This is a genomic window from Neptuniibacter sp. SY11_33 (assembly GCF_047778025.1).
Taxonomy (GTDB): Bacteria; Pseudomonadota; Gammaproteobacteria; order Pseudomonadales; family Balneatricaceae; genus Neptuniibacter.
The window spans coordinates 798,546-816,531 of sequence record NZ_CP180543.1 but is presented as its reverse complement, the minus strand read 5'-3'; the positions used below and the strand labels follow the sequence as shown (position 1 = coordinate 816,531).

Below are 17,986 nucleotides of genomic sequence, written 5' to 3'. Positions count from 1 at the left end.
CCATAAACAAAATATAACTAACATTAAATCGAGACGTGAGCGTCTCTACTACCTGAGTCTTTCGCTCTGTGGGAGCGACGCCCTCGTCGCGAAAAAAATGCGCCATAAAGGCGCACTTTTCAAATATTAGCAACTAAAACTTTAAGCCCTATGCTCACGTGCAAGATACTCATGAGACTGCATTTCAAGCAAACGACTCTGAGTTCGCTCAATCTCGAACTCTAAGCGCCCTTCTGAATAAATTTCATGAATTGGCTTTTCAGCACTGATGATCAACTTAACGCCACTATCATAGAATTCATCAACCATGTTGATAAACCGTCGAGCAGCATCGTCATTGGAGCGACCAAGCTGCGGTACATTACCCACCATTACGGCATGGAAGATTTTGCCCAACTCAATATAGTCATTCTGAGAACGAGGACCTTCACAAAGCTCCGTAAAATCAAACCAAACCACGTCTTCACAGCAGCGGCGTGTCTGCATATTACGGCCATTAATATCCAGAACCTCAGCTTCAACCACCTCTTCTAGATCCGGTGCAAGACTTTCAAAACTGCGGTTTAAACTCTTATCTGCTTCAGCATCTAACGGATAGTGGTAAAGTTCTGCCTGCTCTAAAGCACGTAAACGATAGTCAACACCACCATCCACGTTCACAACTTCTGTGTAACGATTTAGCATATCAATCGCCGGAAGGAAGCGAGCGCGCTGCAAACCATCTTTATACAGCCCATCAGGCACAATATTTGATGTCGCCACTAAAGCCACACCGTTCTTGAATAGCTCTTGTAGCAAGCCGCCCAAAATCATGGCATCAGTTATATCTGTAACAAAGAACTCATCAAAACAGATAATTCGTGCTTCTTGCGCGTATTTTTTACCTATTTCCACCAGCGGGTTAGCTGTACCGTCAAGCTCTTTTAGCTCGGCATGTACACGCTGCATAAAACGGTGAAAATGGGTACGCATCTTCTGTTCGAACGGAAGACTGTCATAAAAAGTATCCATTAGGTAAGTCTTACCACGACCTACACCACCCCAGAAGTACAAGCCTTTAACCGGCTCTTTCGGCTCCGGTTTTTTCAGCTTACTCTTCAAGCGCCCCATTAAACCGACTTTAGGCTCTTCTGCCTTAACCGCTACAAGATCGTCATATAAACGCTGAAGATGCTCAACAGCCATCTCTTGGGCTGGATCATAAGAGAAATCATCGCGCTTGAGGTCTTGCTTGTATCTTTCTAATGGAGTCATGTGGGTTGCCAATTTGATCTACTTTTTAACCTGCGCGAACTTTACCGGCGAAAGCACCATTTAGCAAATGCAACATAAGGAGGGGTAGCCATCATTTGAGTCGCTAGTGGCTAGTGGCTAGTGGCTAGTGGCTAGTGGCTAGTGGCAAAAAGTGTACCCCTAACTGCGATTACACTCTGCAACTACCCTGACTTGAGCTCACAGCCCAAACAAAGGCACCAACACCGGCAGCATAAACGCAGTAAATGCCCCGGTCATACCCATGGCCAAGCCACCGAATGCACCTGCAACCATTCCGTATTCAAAAGCAAATGCAGTACCCATCGCATGAGCACCAACACCTAAGACAAAGCCTTTCACAGATTCATCTTTAATACCAAGCAGACGATAAACAAACGGCGCGATCAAACAACCCATCGCCCCTGTAATGAGCACAAGTCCGGCAGCCAAAGAAGGGAAACCACCCATTTTCTCTGCTACCGCAATTGCGATAGGAGAAGTAACAGACTTAGGCGCTAAGGTTAATAACAGCTCATCACTCAACCCAAAAGCAACACCGATGAGAATTGCTGAACTCGCTGCAACAATAGCTCCAACGACACAACCTACCAGCAAAGGCACCAGCAATCGCTTCACAGTTGCTAAGTTGTCATATAAGGGCACCGCCAAAGCCACTACCGCAGGACCTAATAATAGGTGAATATACTGCCCACCCAGCATATAGGTTGCATAGTCCGTTTCAGATAGTTTCAGAACAACAATAATGAGAGAAAGCGATACTAATACAGGATGTAGAAACGGCGTTTTTCCTGCTTTTGCATTTATCCAAGACGCACATAAAAACACCACCAACGTCACCACAAGCCAAAGCACTGGAAATGTTTGAAAATGAGACCACAGATCAAGCATCATCATCTCCTAGATCCAGCTTGGCACTCGCATTTTCTTTCGAAAGCACCTTCAACAAAAAAGCCACAATAAACATCGTTATCAAAGTACTTACAAACAAAGAAACCATCAGCTCAAGCCAATATTCGGAAAGCACTCCAAAATAGTTCATCAAGCCTACGCCCGCCGGCACTAAGAGTAACGGAAGCACTTTAAGCAAGCCTTCAGCTGTCATTCTTAAACCTGCAGGCACTTCACCACGAATGATCAAACCAATGAGCAATAGAACCATACCCACAACAGAGCCAGGAATAGGCACTCCAAGCACTGTAACAATTAGCTCACCAACCAATTGGCATACCAACAAAATAAGAAAACCCTGGATCATATCTACATCACCAATTGCGCTAACTGCCAAAAAGCCACTAAAGCAAAACCAATAAATAAAACACCTGCTGCTCTATGAATCCAAATAATAGACAGTCGCTGAAGTATGAATTGCCCAAGCCAAACTCCCAGCAAAGTCGTGACCAACAATGCCGATGTTCCTGAAAGCCAAACAACCCATGCATTCTCTACAGCAGATAGACCCGCTATAGATAACTGCGTTTTATCACCCAATTCAGCTAGAAATATCAATAGAAAAACAGACAGAAGTAGATGCTTACCGATCTTAAGATCATCCTCCTCTTCATCATCCTCAGCACGTAAGGACTGAACACCAAATACCAAAAACAGTGTACCAACTAGTGCAAATATTATAGTTTGAGGAAGATAGGCACTTATAGTTGCGCCAAACAAAACGGCCAACAGATTCAGAACCGAAAACGCTGCTACCGCACCTATTAAGACCGGGATAGGCTTATATCTAGCCGACAAAGTCATACAAACCAACTGACTTTTATCGCCAAATTCAGCAAGAAAAATAAGAAGAAATACCTTAAAGAAGGGCTCGATCAAATCCATATTTAACTCAACTACAAATTAGACTGAGCATCCTAGCATTATTTAAAAGACGAATAACGCAAATCGTCGAGGCAAGGCGTATCTTCCACTGATAAACATCAGTGTAGGAGACGCGTCGTTTGCCCCACAAAGCTCTGTATCAACCATCACTAATAAAGGAACAGCAATGTGCGTTTTTCGCGACGGGGCGTCGCTCCCACAAGGACAGACCTAGTAGGAGGCGCACTTTATGCCCTCGGGTGCTAGCAGCGAAAGCATCTAGCGCTTACTGCAGAATTTTTCTGCATTTTGTTTTTCGCGACGGGGGCGTCGCCCCCACAAGGACATACCTAGTAGGAGGCGCGCTTTATGCCCTCGGGTGCTAGCGGCGAAAACACCTAGCGCTTACTGCAGAATTTTTCTGCCTTTTGTTTTTACGCGACGGGGCGTCGCTCCCACAAGGACAGACCTAGTAGGAGGCGCGCTTTATGCCCTCGGGTGCTAGCGGCGTAAGCATCTAGCGCTAACTGCAGAATTTTTCTGCATTTTGTTTTTTCGCGACGGGGGCGTCGCTCCCACAAGGACAGACCTAGTAGGAGGCGCGCTTTATGCCCTCGGGTGCTAGCGGCGAAAGCACCTAGCGCTTACTGCAGAATTTTTTCTGCCTTTCATCACGCTGCATATAAGCACAAACTAAAGATCGTTTTTTGTAAGCATCAAGATTAAACGCAATACCTTGCATATTCCGTACAATCCCGCGCTCCACATTCGCAGCAATAGCTTTCTTTTGCTCAATAGACAGATGGGTCCAAGACAGCGCCCCTGCATGCGCCAACGTCAAATGCACCGACTGTTCCCAAGGACCAAATCGGACTGCATTATCAAGTGCCGCGGAATACTCATCATCCCATTCCTTGAGATAAGATTTCATTAACACTAGATTTGCCCAACTGTAGGGCCATTTTGGGCGTAGGCTTATTGCCAGAATATGAGACTTCTTAGCCGACTCGATATAAATTAGCCCCTCATCATCTACACCAACCGCTAGCGCTTTGTAATATAGCGCTCTGGCTTTCAGTTCGTGATATTGAGGGTTATCTACTTCCCAGCCAATTGCAGAATCGACATCTTCGATCACCTGATTAATATCAGCCACTTTAGGCAGACCATCCTGCTCTTGCCATTGCTCAACAGCATAACGCACCTTGTAACCATAAAGGTCACCCATAATCCAGGTAAACGCTGTATAGATACCTAGCAGGCACAACAACAAGACCAAGGCTAATGTAATTTTGAAAACTAGAGACTTAACCGTCATAAAACACTTATTTATTGACTAATACAGACCAATAATTCGAGCTGGATTACCCCACACCAGTCGCCGAGCCTCTGTTTCACCTATAAGCTGAGCAGCAACCTTCACCGCATTCGACAACACCGGAGGACGGTGTGATGCATTATGCGCATCACTGGCAATCACGGTTGCCCAACCATTTTCCAACATTTTAACCGAGAGCTCTTCGGCAGGCTTTCCAAATTCACCGGTCACCGACATCGCTGTAAGCTGAAACAGGCACCCCATTTCAATAAAGGGGGCAAGCTTTCTAGAATCAGAATGAAAACCTTTATTTCGCTCTGGGTGAGCGATCATTGGCAATACATTTCGGTCAAGCAACCATTTCACTAGATTATCCGTGCCTGGAGGAACATGACTATGAGGCAATTCAAGCAACATCACCTTTTTACCTTCCCACTCCCCTAGAAAAGGTAATTTACCAGCAGCGAACATGGTCAAAACTTCAACCGACAAACGCACCTCACCCGCTGGTTTAACACTCAATTGAATATCGTGCTCTATCAGCGTTCGTTGAAAGCCCTCAAATACCGGCTGAATGGTTTGAGCATTATTTTCATACCGGCCAGGATGAACATGAGGAGTAAACACCATATGCGTAATACCATCTGCAACCGCCATACGAGCAAGCGAAAGAGCCTCTTCAACTGAAGAGGCTCCATCGTCTATAGAGGGCAATAAATGACAATGCAGATCAATCATGCAGCGTTTTTACTTTCCTCTGTGTAACCGTAAGTATCGTAATAACCGCCATATTCAGCACCGTAGTACTTGGAGGCCTTCTTGGTATTAACCTGATTGAGCACCACACCAATCAACGGAGCATTAACATCTTTTAGGCGTTTAATACCTGCTTTCGCCTGCTGATAGGTCGTAGAGTCTGCCTTCACCACATAGATCATTCCGCCCACCAGCGGAGATAGAACCATTGCATCACTAACCGATTGGGAAGGTGCCGTATCAATCACGATACGATCATACTTCTCTTCCAACGCCGCCAACGCCTTAGCAAATCGCTTGGACGAAAGCAGTTCTAGAGGATTTGGCGGAATAGTTCCTGAGCCAATGACATCGATACCGCCTGACTCATGACGCTGAATACACTCTTCTAATTTCGCAGTTCCTGCTACAAAATTAGAAAGACCAACTGCATTTTTATCCATACCCAACGCTTTGTGGAAAGCAGGGCGTCGCATATCCGCCCCAATCAACAAGACTTTCTCCATCTGCCCCAAAGCAAATGCCATACTTAATGCCACAGACGTTTTCCCCTCGCCTGGCATAGTCGAAGTAACCGCTAAAACCTTATGAGGGTTATCCAAAGAAGAAAGGACTATACCGGTACGTATGGTTCTTACTGACTCAGCAAACCCTGAGCTCATATCACCTATAAATTCTCGATAAGCCGGATCAGGATTGTCCTTGGAAGCCTTCAGAAGCGGCAAAATCCCTAACAATGTGGATGCTAATTTATTTTCGACATCTTCAGCCGTTTGTACGGTGTTATTAAGTGCTTCTAACAAGAACGCGAAGACAACACCCGCCATCAAACTCGCGATAAAGGCTGCAACAACTATTAACTTTTTCTTCGGTTTAGCAGGGAGAACAGGCACAATCGCCGGGTCAACAATACGCGCATTCGCAGTATTCAAATCTCCCGTAGCATTGGTCTCGTTAAAACGCTGAACAAAGGTTTCATAAATCGCAGTTTTAGCATCAACCTCTTGTTTCAGCTCCTTACGCTTAAATTCAAGTCGTTGCACATCTTTGACACTCGTACGGTTAGACTCGAGCGTTTTCTGCAATGATTTTTCACTAGCCAAGGCAGCCTTGTAGTCACTTTTGATACCATTAATAACACTACGGATCTGACTATTAAGCGCACCATAGGCACGATTCAACTCCGATTGAACAGCTTCCATTTTAGGGTGTTTAGCACCATAACGTTTAGCCAATTCTGATTTTTTAAGCTGAACTTCAAGCAAGCTCCGCTTGAACTCCTGAACTGTACGATCCTGAAGTACACCAGGAACCAGCTCTAAACGCGAAACAGAACCTTTTGCTGCAATAATTTGATCATTAAGGCTTTCCAGTCTTAAACGATCCTTCTGAGAATCAATCAGTTTATTCGAAACCAGCTCAAGCTGCTTATTGGCAATCGAACTACCCCCATCTTCACCAGCGACATCTTCAGCATCCAGAAAAGCTTGATATTTAGCTTCTGCCGCCTTTTTATCAGCCAACAAGCTGCCCAAACGCTCGCTTAACCAACCTGAAGCCTGCAAGGTAACTTCTAATTTAGCCTCAAGATTACCTTCGATATATGCATTACCAATGGCATTAGCCACCTCAGCAGCCAATCTAGGATCATTTGCTTCGAAAGTAATTTTTACTAATTGAGTTTTTCTTACAGGAGAGACTGTAACGCGAGTGCGGAACGCATCAATAAACTTATTAAATTCAGCTTGCTGCGCCGCTTTCTCATCGACAGGGCCTTTATCAGCGTCTCCCGGCAATTCAAACGGAAGCATTTCACGCCAATTAAAAGAGAAACCCGGCTCCTGATTAAATTCAGGATGCTCCTGAAGATTTAACTTATTAACAACCTTTTCAGCCAACTTACGAGACTTGATAATTTCAAACTGAGTTAAGTAATACTCACTATTACTCTTATCTAAGCCGTATACCTCTTCAATCGATACCACATTAGCTTGCTGCGACTCGATCATCAAAGTCGCAGTTGCTCGGTAAACAGGCTTCATTGAAAACACGACTAAAATCGTCAGAACGGTGACAACAAAACCAAAGCCTAGAATGCCCCACTTATTACGCATTAATGTACGCCAGTACTGACGAAGATCTATAACCTCTTCATCCATTAGACGACCAACAGTAGAGTTTTGATTTTCAGTAGACATACAACAAATCCATTTGTATTAGGATTATTAAAAGAAGCTCTCGTCGATGGTAATTACATCGCCGGGATAAATAAGAGTTTGTAGCTCAGCTTTTTCCGCCTCGGCTTCCGAAGCACCTTCTCGCGCCACAAGGAATTTCGATGAAGAAGCTCGCTCAGTAAAACCTTCCGCTAAAGCTACGGCTTTCTGCAAAGTCAGGCCCGGTTGATAGGGGTAACCACCAGGCTTTTCTACCTGACCATGAATAAAGAACTGACGGTACTCTTTAACCGTTACATTAACGCTAGGATTAACCAAATAACCATCAGCTAACTGATCACGAATTAGCTTACTAAGCTCACCGGTGTTCAAATCACGCACTCTAAGCTCACCTAAAAACGGATAAGAAACCGTCCCAGCATCACTCAAGCGAACCTCAACACTCAGCTCCTCTTCACCAAATACCTGAATACTAATCAGATCGCCCGCACCCAAAGGATAATCAGACAAACCGTTCACATCCTCAGAGGCCTGAACGGGTAATACAAAAGTCAGCATTAAAGAACCGACCAAACCTAAAATTAAAATTAGCGACTTAAACATCAAAACTTCCTACCCGCTTACCAATAACACGTTTGACTTATAAAGAGCCTTGCACAGTTAAATACAGAGTATTTTTTTCGTAATCCAGATCCGCCTGATTGGAATCACGCTCGGAATAGACGTAATCCATACCAAAATTCAGCCAGCGTTTCATATCGTAATCGACACCCAAACCATAAGAGGTCTGATCATCTTTACGGTCAGAAGAGACATAATCACTTTCAGATAGCCCGTAATAAATACGAGTTCGCAATAGATCGTTCCAAGCATGAGTCCACTGAATATCAAAGGTCGTGGTATCGATGTAGTTTCCAATGCCATCGGTTTCTTCAGCTTCCTTAGCTGTCGCAATATCTACTACAGAATAACTTTTGGGGGACCAACGCATTGCCAGCTCCCAACTCAGACCATCGTCATCAGTTCGGGAAGCACTATCAAAGTCTTTTTCGGAATAGCCAAACTTCAGCGTGCCAGATGTTTTAGCTGTCGCATCCCACTCAGCACCTAAAAGATATTTCCGCTCGCTGCTGTCCAGTGTCACTGAAGTCAGATCGTAATCGATATCTTCATTTCTTACTTCAAAAAGTAACGAGGTTTTCGGCATTACCCTGTAATAAAAAGTCGCGCTAGTTTTAACCGTCTGACGATCTTTAGATTCAGTCTGAGCTCTAAAATTGTCGTACTCTCTGTCCTGAACACCCGCTACCAGCTTGATACGCCCCTTGGCTTCCTTACCGCCAAATTCGTAAGTGGCTTGCATGCTTTTGACATTATATTCGACAGGCACTTCATTAGCTGTTGCATTAGAACCCTGATTCAAACCACTACCACGATCTTCATGGGTCTTAAGATAGCCCGCTAGAAGCTCTAGACGATTACGGATATTGAAGTCAAAGTATGCACGGCCAGATAATTCATGATCGGTGTAATTATCAGCACTACTATCCTGATACGTTGCATCAGTAATCTGGTAATTAACACTGTATTCATTTAGTCCCTTTTCAGCTTTCAACTGAACCGATGGGGATAAAATAAATTTAGTGGAGCTAACTTCATTCGTCTCAGTAGCAAAAATATTATCATCATAACCAAGCTGAGCACTGACCTGAGGGATAACCTGAAGCGGCCCATCTGTATATGACATAGGCTCCAGAGCTAAAACCGGAAAGCTTGTCAAAAGAAAGGTAAAAGCAGTAAAAGAGGAAAAACCTAAATAAGTATCTTTATCCATTAAAGCCATGGAATATATCCCTGTCCATTTCCACTATTCGTCATTCGCTACTTACTGCTAAACGAATGAACACATTTCGATCATTCTAACACATTTTCTACGAGCAAATCTCGCCTTCGCACCTGCAAAAAAACATAGATAGATTCAGACTAAATGGGCTTATTTACCGTAACAAAGCCATGTTACTATTTAACAATCACGGAATTAATAAACCAGAGGTCGTATAAAGGATGTCCAATCAAGTAACTAAAGCGGTAATCCCTGTAGCAGGCTTAGGCACACGCGTACTTCCTGCAAGCAAAGCAATTCCTAAAGAGATGATGCCTGTTGTAGACAAACCCGTTATACAACACGTTATTGAAGAAGCTGTAGCCGCAGGAATTAAAGATATTGTCTTAGTTACACGATCAGGCAAAGCGTCCATAGAAGACCACTTTGATTGTCATTACGAACTAGAAGCCGAATTAGAACGCAAAGGCAAAACAGCCATTCTTGAATCGGTAAAGAACATCCTTCCGGCAGACGTGTCCATCAGCGCAGTACGCCAAGACAAAGCACTTGGGTTAGGTCACGCTGTTCTTTGCGCCGCACCAATTATTGGAAGCGAAGACTTTGCTGTATTACTCCCTGACATGCTGATCAACTGCTATGGACTTCCTCAAACAGATCTATCAGCAATGGTAGAAACATATCAAAGTACAGGCTGTGGCCAAATCATGGTTGAACCTGTACCGATGGAACATGTAGATCGCTACGGTGTAGTTGATTGTTCTGGTGTTGAGATCTCTGTAGGACAATCTGCAAATATTTCTCGCATGGTTGAAAAGCCACCTGTAGATGAAGCCCCGTCAAACCTAACAATTAACGGTCGCTACATTTTACCAGCACGTATCATGGAGTTACTCAAAGATACAAAACCTGGCGCAGGCGGAGAGATCCAACTTACAGATGCCATGGCTGACTACTTAAATGAAGGCAACCTTCAAGCATTCCATATGAGCGGCAAAACTTACGATTGTGGTAACAAAGCCGGTTACCTGCAAGCGAATGTAGTTTATGGTCTTCAACACGAAGAAACCGCTGACAGCCTGAAAGCATTTATTAAAGAGCTTGATCTTTAAATATACGAGAATATTTCGCCGCAAGTGCCTTAGGGCATAAAGGCGCGCTTCCTACCACAACCCCGTGTGGGAGCGACGCCCCGTCGCGATTAATACGTGCGGTACTCCATGGGCATATACAGCTATGCTATGCCTTGGGGTACACATTCACAAAAAAGATACCTCTAGCTGTATCAGAGATATCCAAGGAAGGATTTTACCCCGCATAAAAAGAGCAGGTAAAATACTGAATCTAGCGATTAGCTCCTAATAAGGAACACCTGATGTCATCAACTGAATCAATAGCATGGAAGGACCTTCAATCCCATGCTTATTATATGTCTCAATCACATATAAGCACTCTATTCCAACAGGACTCTGATCGCTTCCAGCATCTCACTTTCGAACAGAAAGATTTGCTTCTAGATTTATCAAAACAAAGAATAACAAGCGAGACGATATCTCTATTGATCAAACTCGCTGAGGAAAAACAGCTTTCCCACTGGATTACTAAGCTGTTCAAAGGCGATCACGTAAATGATTCTGAAGACAGGCCAGCCTTACACACAGCTTTGAGATCTCCAGCCCATTACTCTCTAGATTTATCTGGGACTAACATCATTGATGAAGTCCATGACAATTTAGAAAGAATGGAGCAACTTGTAACTCGAATTCACTCAGGCCAGTGGCGTGGTTACACCGGGCACTCTATTGATACCGTAGTTAATATTGGTGTAGGGGGATCAGACCTAGGTCCATTTATGGCATGTAAAGCCTTGTCGGAAAATACACCAGACACAGCACGAAAAATAAAGGTCCATTTTGTATCCTCAATGGACGGCAGCCAGATGGCCGACCTACTCGACGAACTAAACCCAGCCAGAACGCTATTCATTATTTCGTCGAAATCATTTACAACAATAGATACCCTAGCCAATGCGCAAACAGCAAAAGAATGGCTTAAGAAATCAAGCTATGCCGGCAGTGAAGAAACGCTTGTATCCCGTCATTTCATCGGCGTTTCAGCCAATCCAGACAAAGTCGTAGAATGGGGTATCCCCAAAAGCAATCAACTCGAGTTTTGGGATTGGACTGGCGGTCGATACTCAATGTGGTCAACCATTGGACTGCCAATTGCCTTAAAACTTGGCATGGCAGGATTTAAAGATCTGCTCGCCGGTGCGCATGAAATGGACGAACATTTCAAAAATTCACCACTAGACGTCAACCTCCCAGTTCTTCTAGCCATGACAGGCATTTGGAACATCAACTTCCAGAACATAAATGCCCACGCCATTCTTCCGTATGACGGTAGACTAAGTCACATTCCAGCTTATCTTGAACAACTTGAGATGGAGAGTAACGGAAAATCCGTTGATCGACAGGGCAATAGCGTAAACCACAAGACCTGCCCTATTTTATGGGGGGAAGTGGGCACAAATGCTCAGCACGCTTTTTATCAGTTGCTTCACCAAGGCACAGAAGCGGTTATGTGTGACTTTATCGTTGCCGCGAGAAGATATCATGACACTGACAATTCCGAACTCCAGCATCAACATCAGCTAAATTTAGCGAACTGTCTAGCCCAATCTAGAATTTTAGCGCTGGGTGATTCCGTTCTCGACGGAGCCGAAGAAGCTCCAGCCTACAAACGTTACAAAGGCAATCAGCCATGCACAACAATCATGCTGGATGAACTTACACCATTTTCTTTTGGACAGCTCATTTCTCTCTACGAACATAAAGTTTTTGTGCAATCTGTTATCTGGAATATTAATCCGTTTGATCAATGGGGTGTAGAATTAGGTAAGAAAGTAGCTACATCCCTACTGAGCGCCTTCGACATAAACAACGGAACACCTCAATTCGACAGTTCAACCGACGGTTTGATAAACAGAATCGCGGCCAAAGGAGAAGCTAAATGAAGATTACCATTTGGGGTAACGAACTCCTTGCGTGGACTGCAGCAGCTGCATTAGCTGAAAGCGGAAATCATATTCTCTTAGTCACCAATGAGCATGAAGCACCTAATGAGCAAGACCTGGAGTTCAAAGTTAGTAATGAACCGGGGCTTGAACAGCTAATTCTGGATGCTCAATCTAATGGCCGACTCATAATAGGATCTCGAGCTGAAGGCATTGCACATGCATCAAACCATATTTTGGCATTAAACCCTGATCAGTTTATAACAGCCGAACGACTTATCAGCCGTATTAGTGAGCATCATTCATCCAACGTATTGGTCATCAATCAATCCAATTTTGGTGTTGGCAGTTCAGATAAGCTACAAAATCAGTTGGACGAAAATAACAATCAAGTTATTTGCTACATACCTGACATGCTATCTGAAGGCTCAGCTCTACAAGATTACAAATTGCCACAAACCATTATCTTAGGCTGCACTAACGATTGGGCCATACTGAACATCAAAGCCTTGATGCGTCCGTTTAGCCAAGCAGTCAAACAATGGATGATCATGTCTTCTAAAGAGGCTGAATTCACAAAATTTGCCAACACCGGGATGCTAGCGCTACGCCTAGGCTATATTAATGAATTAGCAAATCTGGCTGATCAGCTAGAAGTTGATATTGAAGTTATTCGAGAAGCAATGATCACCGACCCGCGTATTGGACCACACTACCTTCACCCCGGTTGTGGTTTTGGCGGCCTACATTTCCAACAGTATATTGAAGCCCTGTCAGAATTAATGACAGAAGCGAGGAATTCAAAGCTTCTTGATACAGTATTGAACGAGAACGAAAAGCAAAAAGAGCAACCATTCCGTAAATTATGGCGCCACTATTCCTGTGACCTTAGAGATAAAACCGTAACAATTTGGGGACTATCATTTAAACCAGGTACTGCCAGTATTGATAACGCCCCTAGTTTAAAAGTAATTAACACACTGCTAGCTCAAGGCTGCAAAGTTCATATGCATGATCCTGAAGCGATGAATAACATCCGTGAACATTTTGGCGAACAAGAAAACCTTAAGTACTTCGAAAACAACTATGAGGCTCTTAAAGGCAGCGATGGTCTTTTGCTCCTAACTGACTGGCCTGAATACTGGTCACCGGATTACAGCGAGTTACTTAGTTCAATGAGACACCCCCTAATCATTGATGGCAGAAACATTTTTGATAAAGCGATGCTAGAGAACCTTGGCTTCACCTACTATGGCGTCGGCCGCTAAATCGCAACTCCTACCCAACATCTAAACGTAGGAGCGACGCCCCGCCGCGATTGTTTGTGTTTTTTCGCCACTAGATAAAGGCGCGCCTCCTACCAATACACCATGTAGGAGCGACGCCCCGTCGCGAAAAATTTCACCCTGAGCTAGAAATAAATATCGCCACACAACAAATTAAAACTGAGAGAACAATTGAACAACACTTTTATCCAAAAATATAAGGCCATGATCTGGGTAATTTTCCTTCTAGCCTTAGCGGCTTTGGCTTACGGAATATTCCGCCCTGCGCCACCTGAAAGGATTTTTGAAAATTCGGATAAGGTCGGACACTTCATCGCATTCTTTGGTGTTTCATTTATGGGAAGACTAGCTCTATACAAGATCCCTAGCTGGATCTACTGGAGCAGTTGGTTTGTACTGGCAGGCCTGCTGGAGTATCTACAAGGCGCTTTACGGCCACTACGACACTTCTCTATCGAAGACGCGTACGCAAATGCGATAGGTGTAGTTATTGCGATTATAGTTTGCTTTGTAACATCGAAGATCTCTCAGCAAACTGAAGATCATTAATCACCAACAAAGATGATTTAATGTGGGAGCAACGCTGCTATGCCCCAAGAAAATGTACTCACCAAGAAAGGAGATTCAATGTGGGAGCGACGCCCCGTCGCGATTGTTTGAGTTTCTCGCCGCGAGTACCCAAGGGCATAAAGGCGCGCCCCCTACTAAAACCCACCTAGGAGCGTCTTGACTATACCCATAAGGTGACCCTTAGCTAAAAACAGACCTTATTCACTTGCACCTAACATGAAACAGAAGGTCAATTACTGTACCCCACAAGCCTACACCGGCTTCCCTCTAAGCTCACTTGCTCTAATTGATAAGAGGCATCAGCCTTCATAATAATGTGCATAGAAAAATCATCTATTGTTTGAACAACTGAATGCTTAAGCGTTTGATTAACTGGGACAGGAATTAGCTCTCCACTTCGGGTTTTAGCTACCAACTCTGCACTACAATTAACCTTAATACTGCTTAATTGAGCTGCTTCATGAAGTTTATACTGAAGATGTAGATCACATCCCTGCACGATCTCAGCACCCATTATTTTTTCACAGGCCAAATCAGAAGCTACCATCTCTAACCTTAATTCTTCAGGGACAGACTGCTCTACCACTTTACGCTCCTCTTTTAAAAACGAGCTATGCATCCACCCCTCAGTCTTACCTGTACGCTTCTCTTTACCGGCAAAATAAATACGCGTCCAATCCCCCTTTTCTTCCATTTTAATAACCAGATGCCCTTTATTTAGCATCAACATACTTCGACCTTTCAGCCCCGGTTGTTCACGCACCCTCACGCTATCGTTAGTCACAACCAAGTACTCAACAGAAAAGGCAGAAGACGAAAATAAAAGAAGAAAAGTCACAAAATATTTATACACGTTTAAAACCTATCCATTGGTTTAAAAGTTCAAGTAATAGTATCCACGCATATCAAGGATACAAAGAGCTAAAGAGTTTAACTCATCCAAACAAAGGCAAAAAACAACACCTTAGCAGTGCAAATCAAATTAGGAATTTTTCTTATATATTTACGCAAGTTATAAACTTAATATATTTACCAGCAGAGGGGTCAAGGAAGATCCAGGCCCTCAAGGATGAAGGCATCTGCTATTTGATCAGGGAAGATAAGGAGCCGACAAGGATGTCGGTACCCTTCCCCCCTTCGGGGGCAAATACCTGCTAAAGATCCCCCTCAATTATTCCCCATTCACCCAGACAGCATCCCAGTGTGAATACTTACCAACTTTTGAAGCTAAACCAGCCCTTACCGGATTCATTACAACATACCTTGCAAGTTTAACTAAATCCTCGTCCTTTCTTAGTGCATGATCGTGAAAGCCATTTTGCCAAATAGCCTCACTGCAATTGTGCGCAAGTTTTCTTTTAATCGCTCGAGACGAAATAGATTTCACCCGCTGCACCGTTTTGCTCAGCGATGTATCTCCGAGCTGAAGAAGCCAATGAACATGATCTGGCATGACAACAAAGCAAAGCGTCTTAGTGTATTCACTCTCACGCTTTAATACGCTCACCATTAACCTAGCATTATCAAATTCGGTAAAAATCGCTCTGCGCTTGTAAGTAACAAAAGTAACTAAATAGATTCGACCTATTTCAGAAAACCGGCCTTTTCGTAGTCTTGATGAATTCCCTTTCATCTCTTCCTCCGTTTTCTTTCGCCGCGGGGCGCGCCTCCTACAAATTATCCCCTGTGGGAGCGACGCCCCGTCGCGATTAGAACTCAAACCACCCCACCAACACCCAATTCACCGGTAGTACCCGAGAGCATAAAGGCGCGCCTCCTACAAATCCCCCCCCTGTGGGAGCGACGCCCCGTCGCGATTAAAACTAAAACCACCCCACCAACACCCAATTCGCCGGTAGTACCCTAGGGCATAAAGGCGCGCCTCCTACAAATCTCCACTTGTGGGAGCGACGCCCCGTCGCGATTAGAACTCAAACCACCCCACCAACACCCAATTCACCGGTAGCACCCGAGGGCATAAAGGCGCGCCTCCTACAAATCCCCCCTTGTGGGAGCGACGCCCCGTCGCGATTAGAACTCAAACTACCCCACCAACACCCAATTCGCCGGTAGTACCCTAGGGCATAAAGGCGCGCCCCTACAAATCCCCCCTTGTGGGAGCGACGCCCCGTCGCGATTAAAACTAAAACTATCCCATCAACACCCAATTCGCCGGTAGTACCCGAGATCATAAAGGCGCGCCCCTACAAATTATCCCCTATGGGAGCGACGCCCCGTCGCGATTAAAACTCAAACCACCCCACCAACACCCAATTCGCCGATAGTACCCGAGGGCATAAAGGCGCGCCTCCTACAAAGCCCCCCCCTCTGGGAGCGACGCCCCGTCGCGATTAGAACTCAAACTACCCCACCAACACCCAACTCGCCGGTAGTACCCAAGGGCATAAAGGCGCGCCTCCTACAAATCCCCCCTTGTGGGAGCGACGCCCCGTCGCGATTAGAACTCCAACTACCCCTCAGGCACCCAAACCTTAGCTTCAGGCACAATCTCTAATAACTTCACTTTTAATACTTCCTTAGCCTTTTCATCTCCATGAACAATCCGTATCTCAGAAGGCATATCCCCAATACCAGAAACAAAATTAACCAGATCCTGCTGATCCGCATGGGCGGAATATCCACTGATCGTATAAACCCCAGCTTTAATATCAATTCTGCGATCATCCAGAACAACATACCCACCTTGCGGGCCATACTTCTGAATATCCCGCCCTGGGGTACCCTTCGCCTGATAACCAACAAACAGCACATCAGTTTTAGGATCAGGTAACAAAGCTTTTAAGTAATTAACAATTCTCCCACCCGCACACATACCACTCGCAGCAATAACGACAGCGGGTTTACCCGAGCTATTCAAATACTCGACAAGTCGCTTATGATCACCATGACTATCAATGGTAATCAATTGCTCAAAAGAAAGCGGATGCCGACCAGCCTCTACACGCATTGAAGCTTCCTCATCCCACAACCCCTTTAGCTCCCGATAATGCTCAGTAAATTGCGCAGCCAGAGGAGAATCAACAATGACATCTAAACTATCCCAGTCACCACCCACCTCATGAATAATAGACTCAAGCTCATAAAGCAATTCCTGAGTTCGCCCTATACTGAATGCAGGAATTAAAACCGTACCGGCATTACTTAGACAATTCTCTATCACCCCTCTCAAGCGTGTGCTTCTATCCTGTCTAGATTCATGCACTTTATCCCCATAAGTACTTTCAATGACTAAAGTGTCCGCACATTCAGGCGAGAGAGGAGATGGCAACAGCGGTGAGTAAGGAGCCCCCAGATCTCCAGAAAATACAACTCGCTCAGCAGACAATTGAACCTCCACATAAGCGGAGCCCAGAATATGCCCTGCAATCTGAAAACGAATACCTTCAGCATTAAAACCAGGAATCTGAACCCATTCGTTATAATCGACAGGTACAATCAGAGTGCGGAGCAAATCCAAGACTTGATCTATAAGCTGTTGATCCCGAGTAAAACCAACTTTTAGAGCATCCTCTATCACAAGCGGAAGCAACTTCACAGTAGCAGCGGTCGCAAAAATAGGTTTATTAAAGCCAGCGGCTAAAAGGTAAGGTATTCGGCCCACATGATCGATATGGCAGTGGGTAACAACCAGAGCGCTAACCCTGCTGAGTGGGAACTCAAGATGGAAGGAATTCTCTTCTTCAGAGCTAACTTCAGCTCCTTGGAATAAACCACAATCAATTAGAATTGAATTATCTTGATTATCGAATAACTGATGACAGGAACCTGTTACGCCCGTAACAGCTCCATGATGAGTGATTTTTGCCATATAACATCCTTGTTATTGGTAATTTTGGAAGAAGCATATCGCCTACAAACAAATGCGCAATATGCCCCACCCGTTGTAGGAGAGGCGCCCCGCCTCGATAAGAC

Annotated in this window: 16 protein-coding genes; 4 read left to right on the top strand and 12 right to left on the bottom strand. The window is 44.6% G+C overall.

Annotation, left to right across the window (positions count from 1 at the left end; translation table 11 throughout):
* Positions 1-141 precede the first annotated feature (141 nt).
* From zapE to ACMXYV_RS03555, 9 genes are all read right to left on the bottom strand, one after another.
* The gene (gene zapE / locus ACMXYV_RS03595) at positions 142-1,254 is read right to left on the bottom strand and encodes a cell division protein ZapE (protein WP_415890409.1); all 1,113 of its coding nucleotides are present in this window, start codon (positions 1,252-1,254) and stop codon (positions 142-144) included.
* Positions 1,255-1,452: 198 nt separating this feature from the next.
* Positions 1,453-2,163, bottom strand: coding sequence for an LrgB family protein (locus ACMXYV_RS03590; protein ID WP_415890408.1), 711 nt, complete (start codon positions 2,161-2,163; stop codon positions 1,453-1,455).
* Entirely contained in the window at positions 2,156-2,530 is a 375-nt protein-coding gene (locus ACMXYV_RS03585) for a CidA/LrgA family protein (protein WP_415890407.1), read from the bottom strand. Before ACMXYV_RS03585 ends, ACMXYV_RS03590 begins: the two co-directional genes overlap by 8 nt.
* A 2-nt stretch (positions 2,531-2,532) precedes the next feature.
* Positions 2,533-3,108: a TMEM165/GDT1 family protein gene (locus tag ACMXYV_RS03580; protein ID WP_415890406.1), complete on the bottom strand. Its 576-nt coding sequence runs from the start codon at positions 3,106-3,108 to the stop codon at positions 2,533-2,535.
* Between the two features lie 616 nt (positions 3,109-3,724).
* Positions 3,725-4,405 (bottom strand): hypothetical protein, encoded by a 681-nt coding sequence (locus ACMXYV_RS03575; RefSeq protein WP_415890405.1) that lies wholly within the window; start codon positions 4,403-4,405, stop codon positions 3,725-3,727.
* Positions 4,406-4,423: 18 nt separating this feature from the next.
* A complete protein-coding gene (locus ACMXYV_RS03570) occupies positions 4,424-5,143 on the bottom strand; it encodes a tyrosine-protein phosphatase (protein ID WP_415890404.1) in 720 nt (239 codons plus the stop codon).
* On the bottom strand, positions 5,140-7,359 hold the full coding sequence (locus ACMXYV_RS03565; protein ID WP_415890403.1) for a GumC family protein: 2,220 nt from the start codon (positions 7,357-7,359) through the stop codon (positions 5,140-5,142). The genes ACMXYV_RS03570 and ACMXYV_RS03565 overlap by 4 nt, the downstream gene beginning before the upstream one ends.
* A 27-nt stretch (positions 7,360-7,386) precedes the next feature.
* Entirely contained in the window at positions 7,387-7,941 is a 555-nt protein-coding gene (locus ACMXYV_RS03560; RefSeq protein WP_415890402.1) for a polysaccharide biosynthesis/export family protein, read from the bottom strand.
* 37 nt (positions 7,942-7,978) lie between these two features.
* Complete coding sequence (locus ACMXYV_RS03555) at positions 7,979-9,085, bottom strand: outer membrane beta-barrel protein (RefSeq protein ID WP_415890401.1); 1,107 nt, start codon at positions 9,083-9,085, stop codon at positions 7,979-7,981.
* A gap of 317 nt (positions 9,086-9,402) precedes the next feature.
* On the opposite strand from ACMXYV_RS03555, the gene galU reads away from it, so the two are divergent.
* From galU to ACMXYV_RS03535, 4 genes are all read left to right on the top strand, one after another.
* Positions 9,403-10,293 carry a UTP--glucose-1-phosphate uridylyltransferase GalU gene (galU, locus tag ACMXYV_RS03550; RefSeq protein ID WP_415890400.1) on the top strand — a complete coding sequence of 297 codons (891 nt, stop codon included), beginning with the start codon at positions 9,403-9,405 and terminating at the stop codon, positions 10,291-10,293.
* A 263-nt stretch (positions 10,294-10,556) separates the two neighbouring features.
* Entirely contained in the window at positions 10,557-12,197 is a 1,641-nt protein-coding gene (gene pgi, locus ACMXYV_RS03545) for a glucose-6-phosphate isomerase (RefSeq protein WP_415890399.1), read from the top strand.
* Complete coding sequence (locus ACMXYV_RS03540) at positions 12,194-13,465, top strand: nucleotide sugar dehydrogenase (protein ID WP_415890398.1); 1,272 nt, start codon at positions 12,194-12,196, stop codon at positions 13,463-13,465. Before pgi ends, ACMXYV_RS03540 begins: the two co-directional genes overlap by 4 nt.
* A gap of 189 nt (positions 13,466-13,654) precedes the next feature.
* Positions 13,655-14,032, top strand: coding sequence for a hypothetical protein (locus tag ACMXYV_RS03535; protein ID WP_415890397.1), 378 nt, complete (start codon positions 13,655-13,657; stop codon positions 14,030-14,032).
* Between the two features lie 250 nt (positions 14,033-14,282).
* Here ACMXYV_RS03535 and ACMXYV_RS03530 read toward each other — a convergent pair whose 3' ends face one another.
* The 3 genes from ACMXYV_RS03530 to ACMXYV_RS03520 all read right to left on the bottom strand — a co-directional run bounded on the left by ACMXYV_RS03530 (position 14,283) and on the right by ACMXYV_RS03520 (position 17,882).
* Positions 14,283-14,906 carry an SH3 domain-containing protein gene (locus ACMXYV_RS03530; RefSeq protein ID WP_415890396.1) on the bottom strand — a complete coding sequence of 208 codons (624 nt, stop codon included), beginning with the start codon at positions 14,904-14,906 and terminating at the stop codon, positions 14,283-14,285.
* A 318-nt stretch (positions 14,907-15,224) separates the two neighbouring features.
* Positions 15,225-15,686, bottom strand: a complete 462-nt coding sequence (locus ACMXYV_RS03525; protein WP_415890395.1) for an REP-associated tyrosine transposase — start codon at positions 15,684-15,686, stop codon at positions 15,225-15,227.
* Between the two features lie 837 nt (positions 15,687-16,523).
* Positions 16,524-17,882, bottom strand: coding sequence for an MBL fold metallo-hydrolase RNA specificity domain-containing protein (locus tag ACMXYV_RS03520; protein ID WP_415890394.1), 1,359 nt, complete (start codon positions 17,880-17,882; stop codon positions 16,524-16,526).
* Positions 17,883-17,986 lie beyond the last annotated feature (104 nt).

Coding starts and splice junctions, on each gene's coding strand:
- pgi (WP_415890399.1), top strand. CDS start 10,557: ATGTCATCAACTGAATCAATAGCATGGAAGGACCTTCAATCCCATGCT.
- ACMXYV_RS03575 (WP_415890405.1), bottom strand. CDS start 4,405: ATGACGGTTAAGTCTCTAGTTTTCAAAATTACATTAGCCTTGGTCTTG.
- ACMXYV_RS03590 (WP_415890408.1), bottom strand. CDS start 2,163: ATGCTTGATCTGTGGTCTCATTTTCAAACATTTCCAGTGCTTTGGCTT.
- galU (WP_415890400.1), top strand. CDS start 9,403: ATGTCCAATCAAGTAACTAAAGCGGTAATCCCTGTAGCAGGCTTAGGC.
- ACMXYV_RS03580 (WP_415890406.1), bottom strand. CDS start 3,108: ATGGATTTGATCGAGCCCTTCTTTAAGGTATTTCTTCTTATTTTTCTT.
- ACMXYV_RS03560 (WP_415890402.1), bottom strand. CDS start 7,941: ATGTTTAAGTCGCTAATTTTAATTTTAGGTTTGGTCGGTTCTTTAATG.
- ACMXYV_RS03520 (WP_415890394.1), bottom strand. CDS start 17,882: ATGGCAAAAATCACTCATCATGGAGCTGTTACGGGCGTAACAGGTTCC.
- ACMXYV_RS03565 (WP_415890403.1), bottom strand. CDS start 7,359: ATGTCTACTGAAAATCAAAACTCTACTGTTGGTCGTCTAATGGATGAA.
- ACMXYV_RS03540 (WP_415890398.1), top strand. CDS start 12,194: ATGAAGATTACCATTTGGGGTAACGAACTCCTTGCGTGGACTGCAGCA.
- ACMXYV_RS03555 (WP_415890401.1), bottom strand. CDS start 9,085: ATGTCATATACAGATGGGCCGCTTCAGGTTATCCCTCAGGTCAGTGCT.
- ACMXYV_RS03585 (WP_415890407.1), bottom strand. CDS start 2,530: ATGATCCAGGGTTTTCTTATTTTGTTGGTATGCCAATTGGTTGGTGAG.
- zapE (WP_415890409.1), bottom strand. CDS start 1,254: ATGACTCCATTAGAAAGATACAAGCAAGACCTCAAGCGCGATGATTTC.
- ACMXYV_RS03570 (WP_415890404.1), bottom strand. CDS start 5,143: ATGATTGATCTGCATTGTCATTTATTGCCCTCTATAGACGATGGAGCC.
- ACMXYV_RS03525 (WP_415890395.1), bottom strand. CDS start 15,686: ATGAAAGGGAATTCATCAAGACTACGAAAAGGCCGGTTTTCTGAAATA.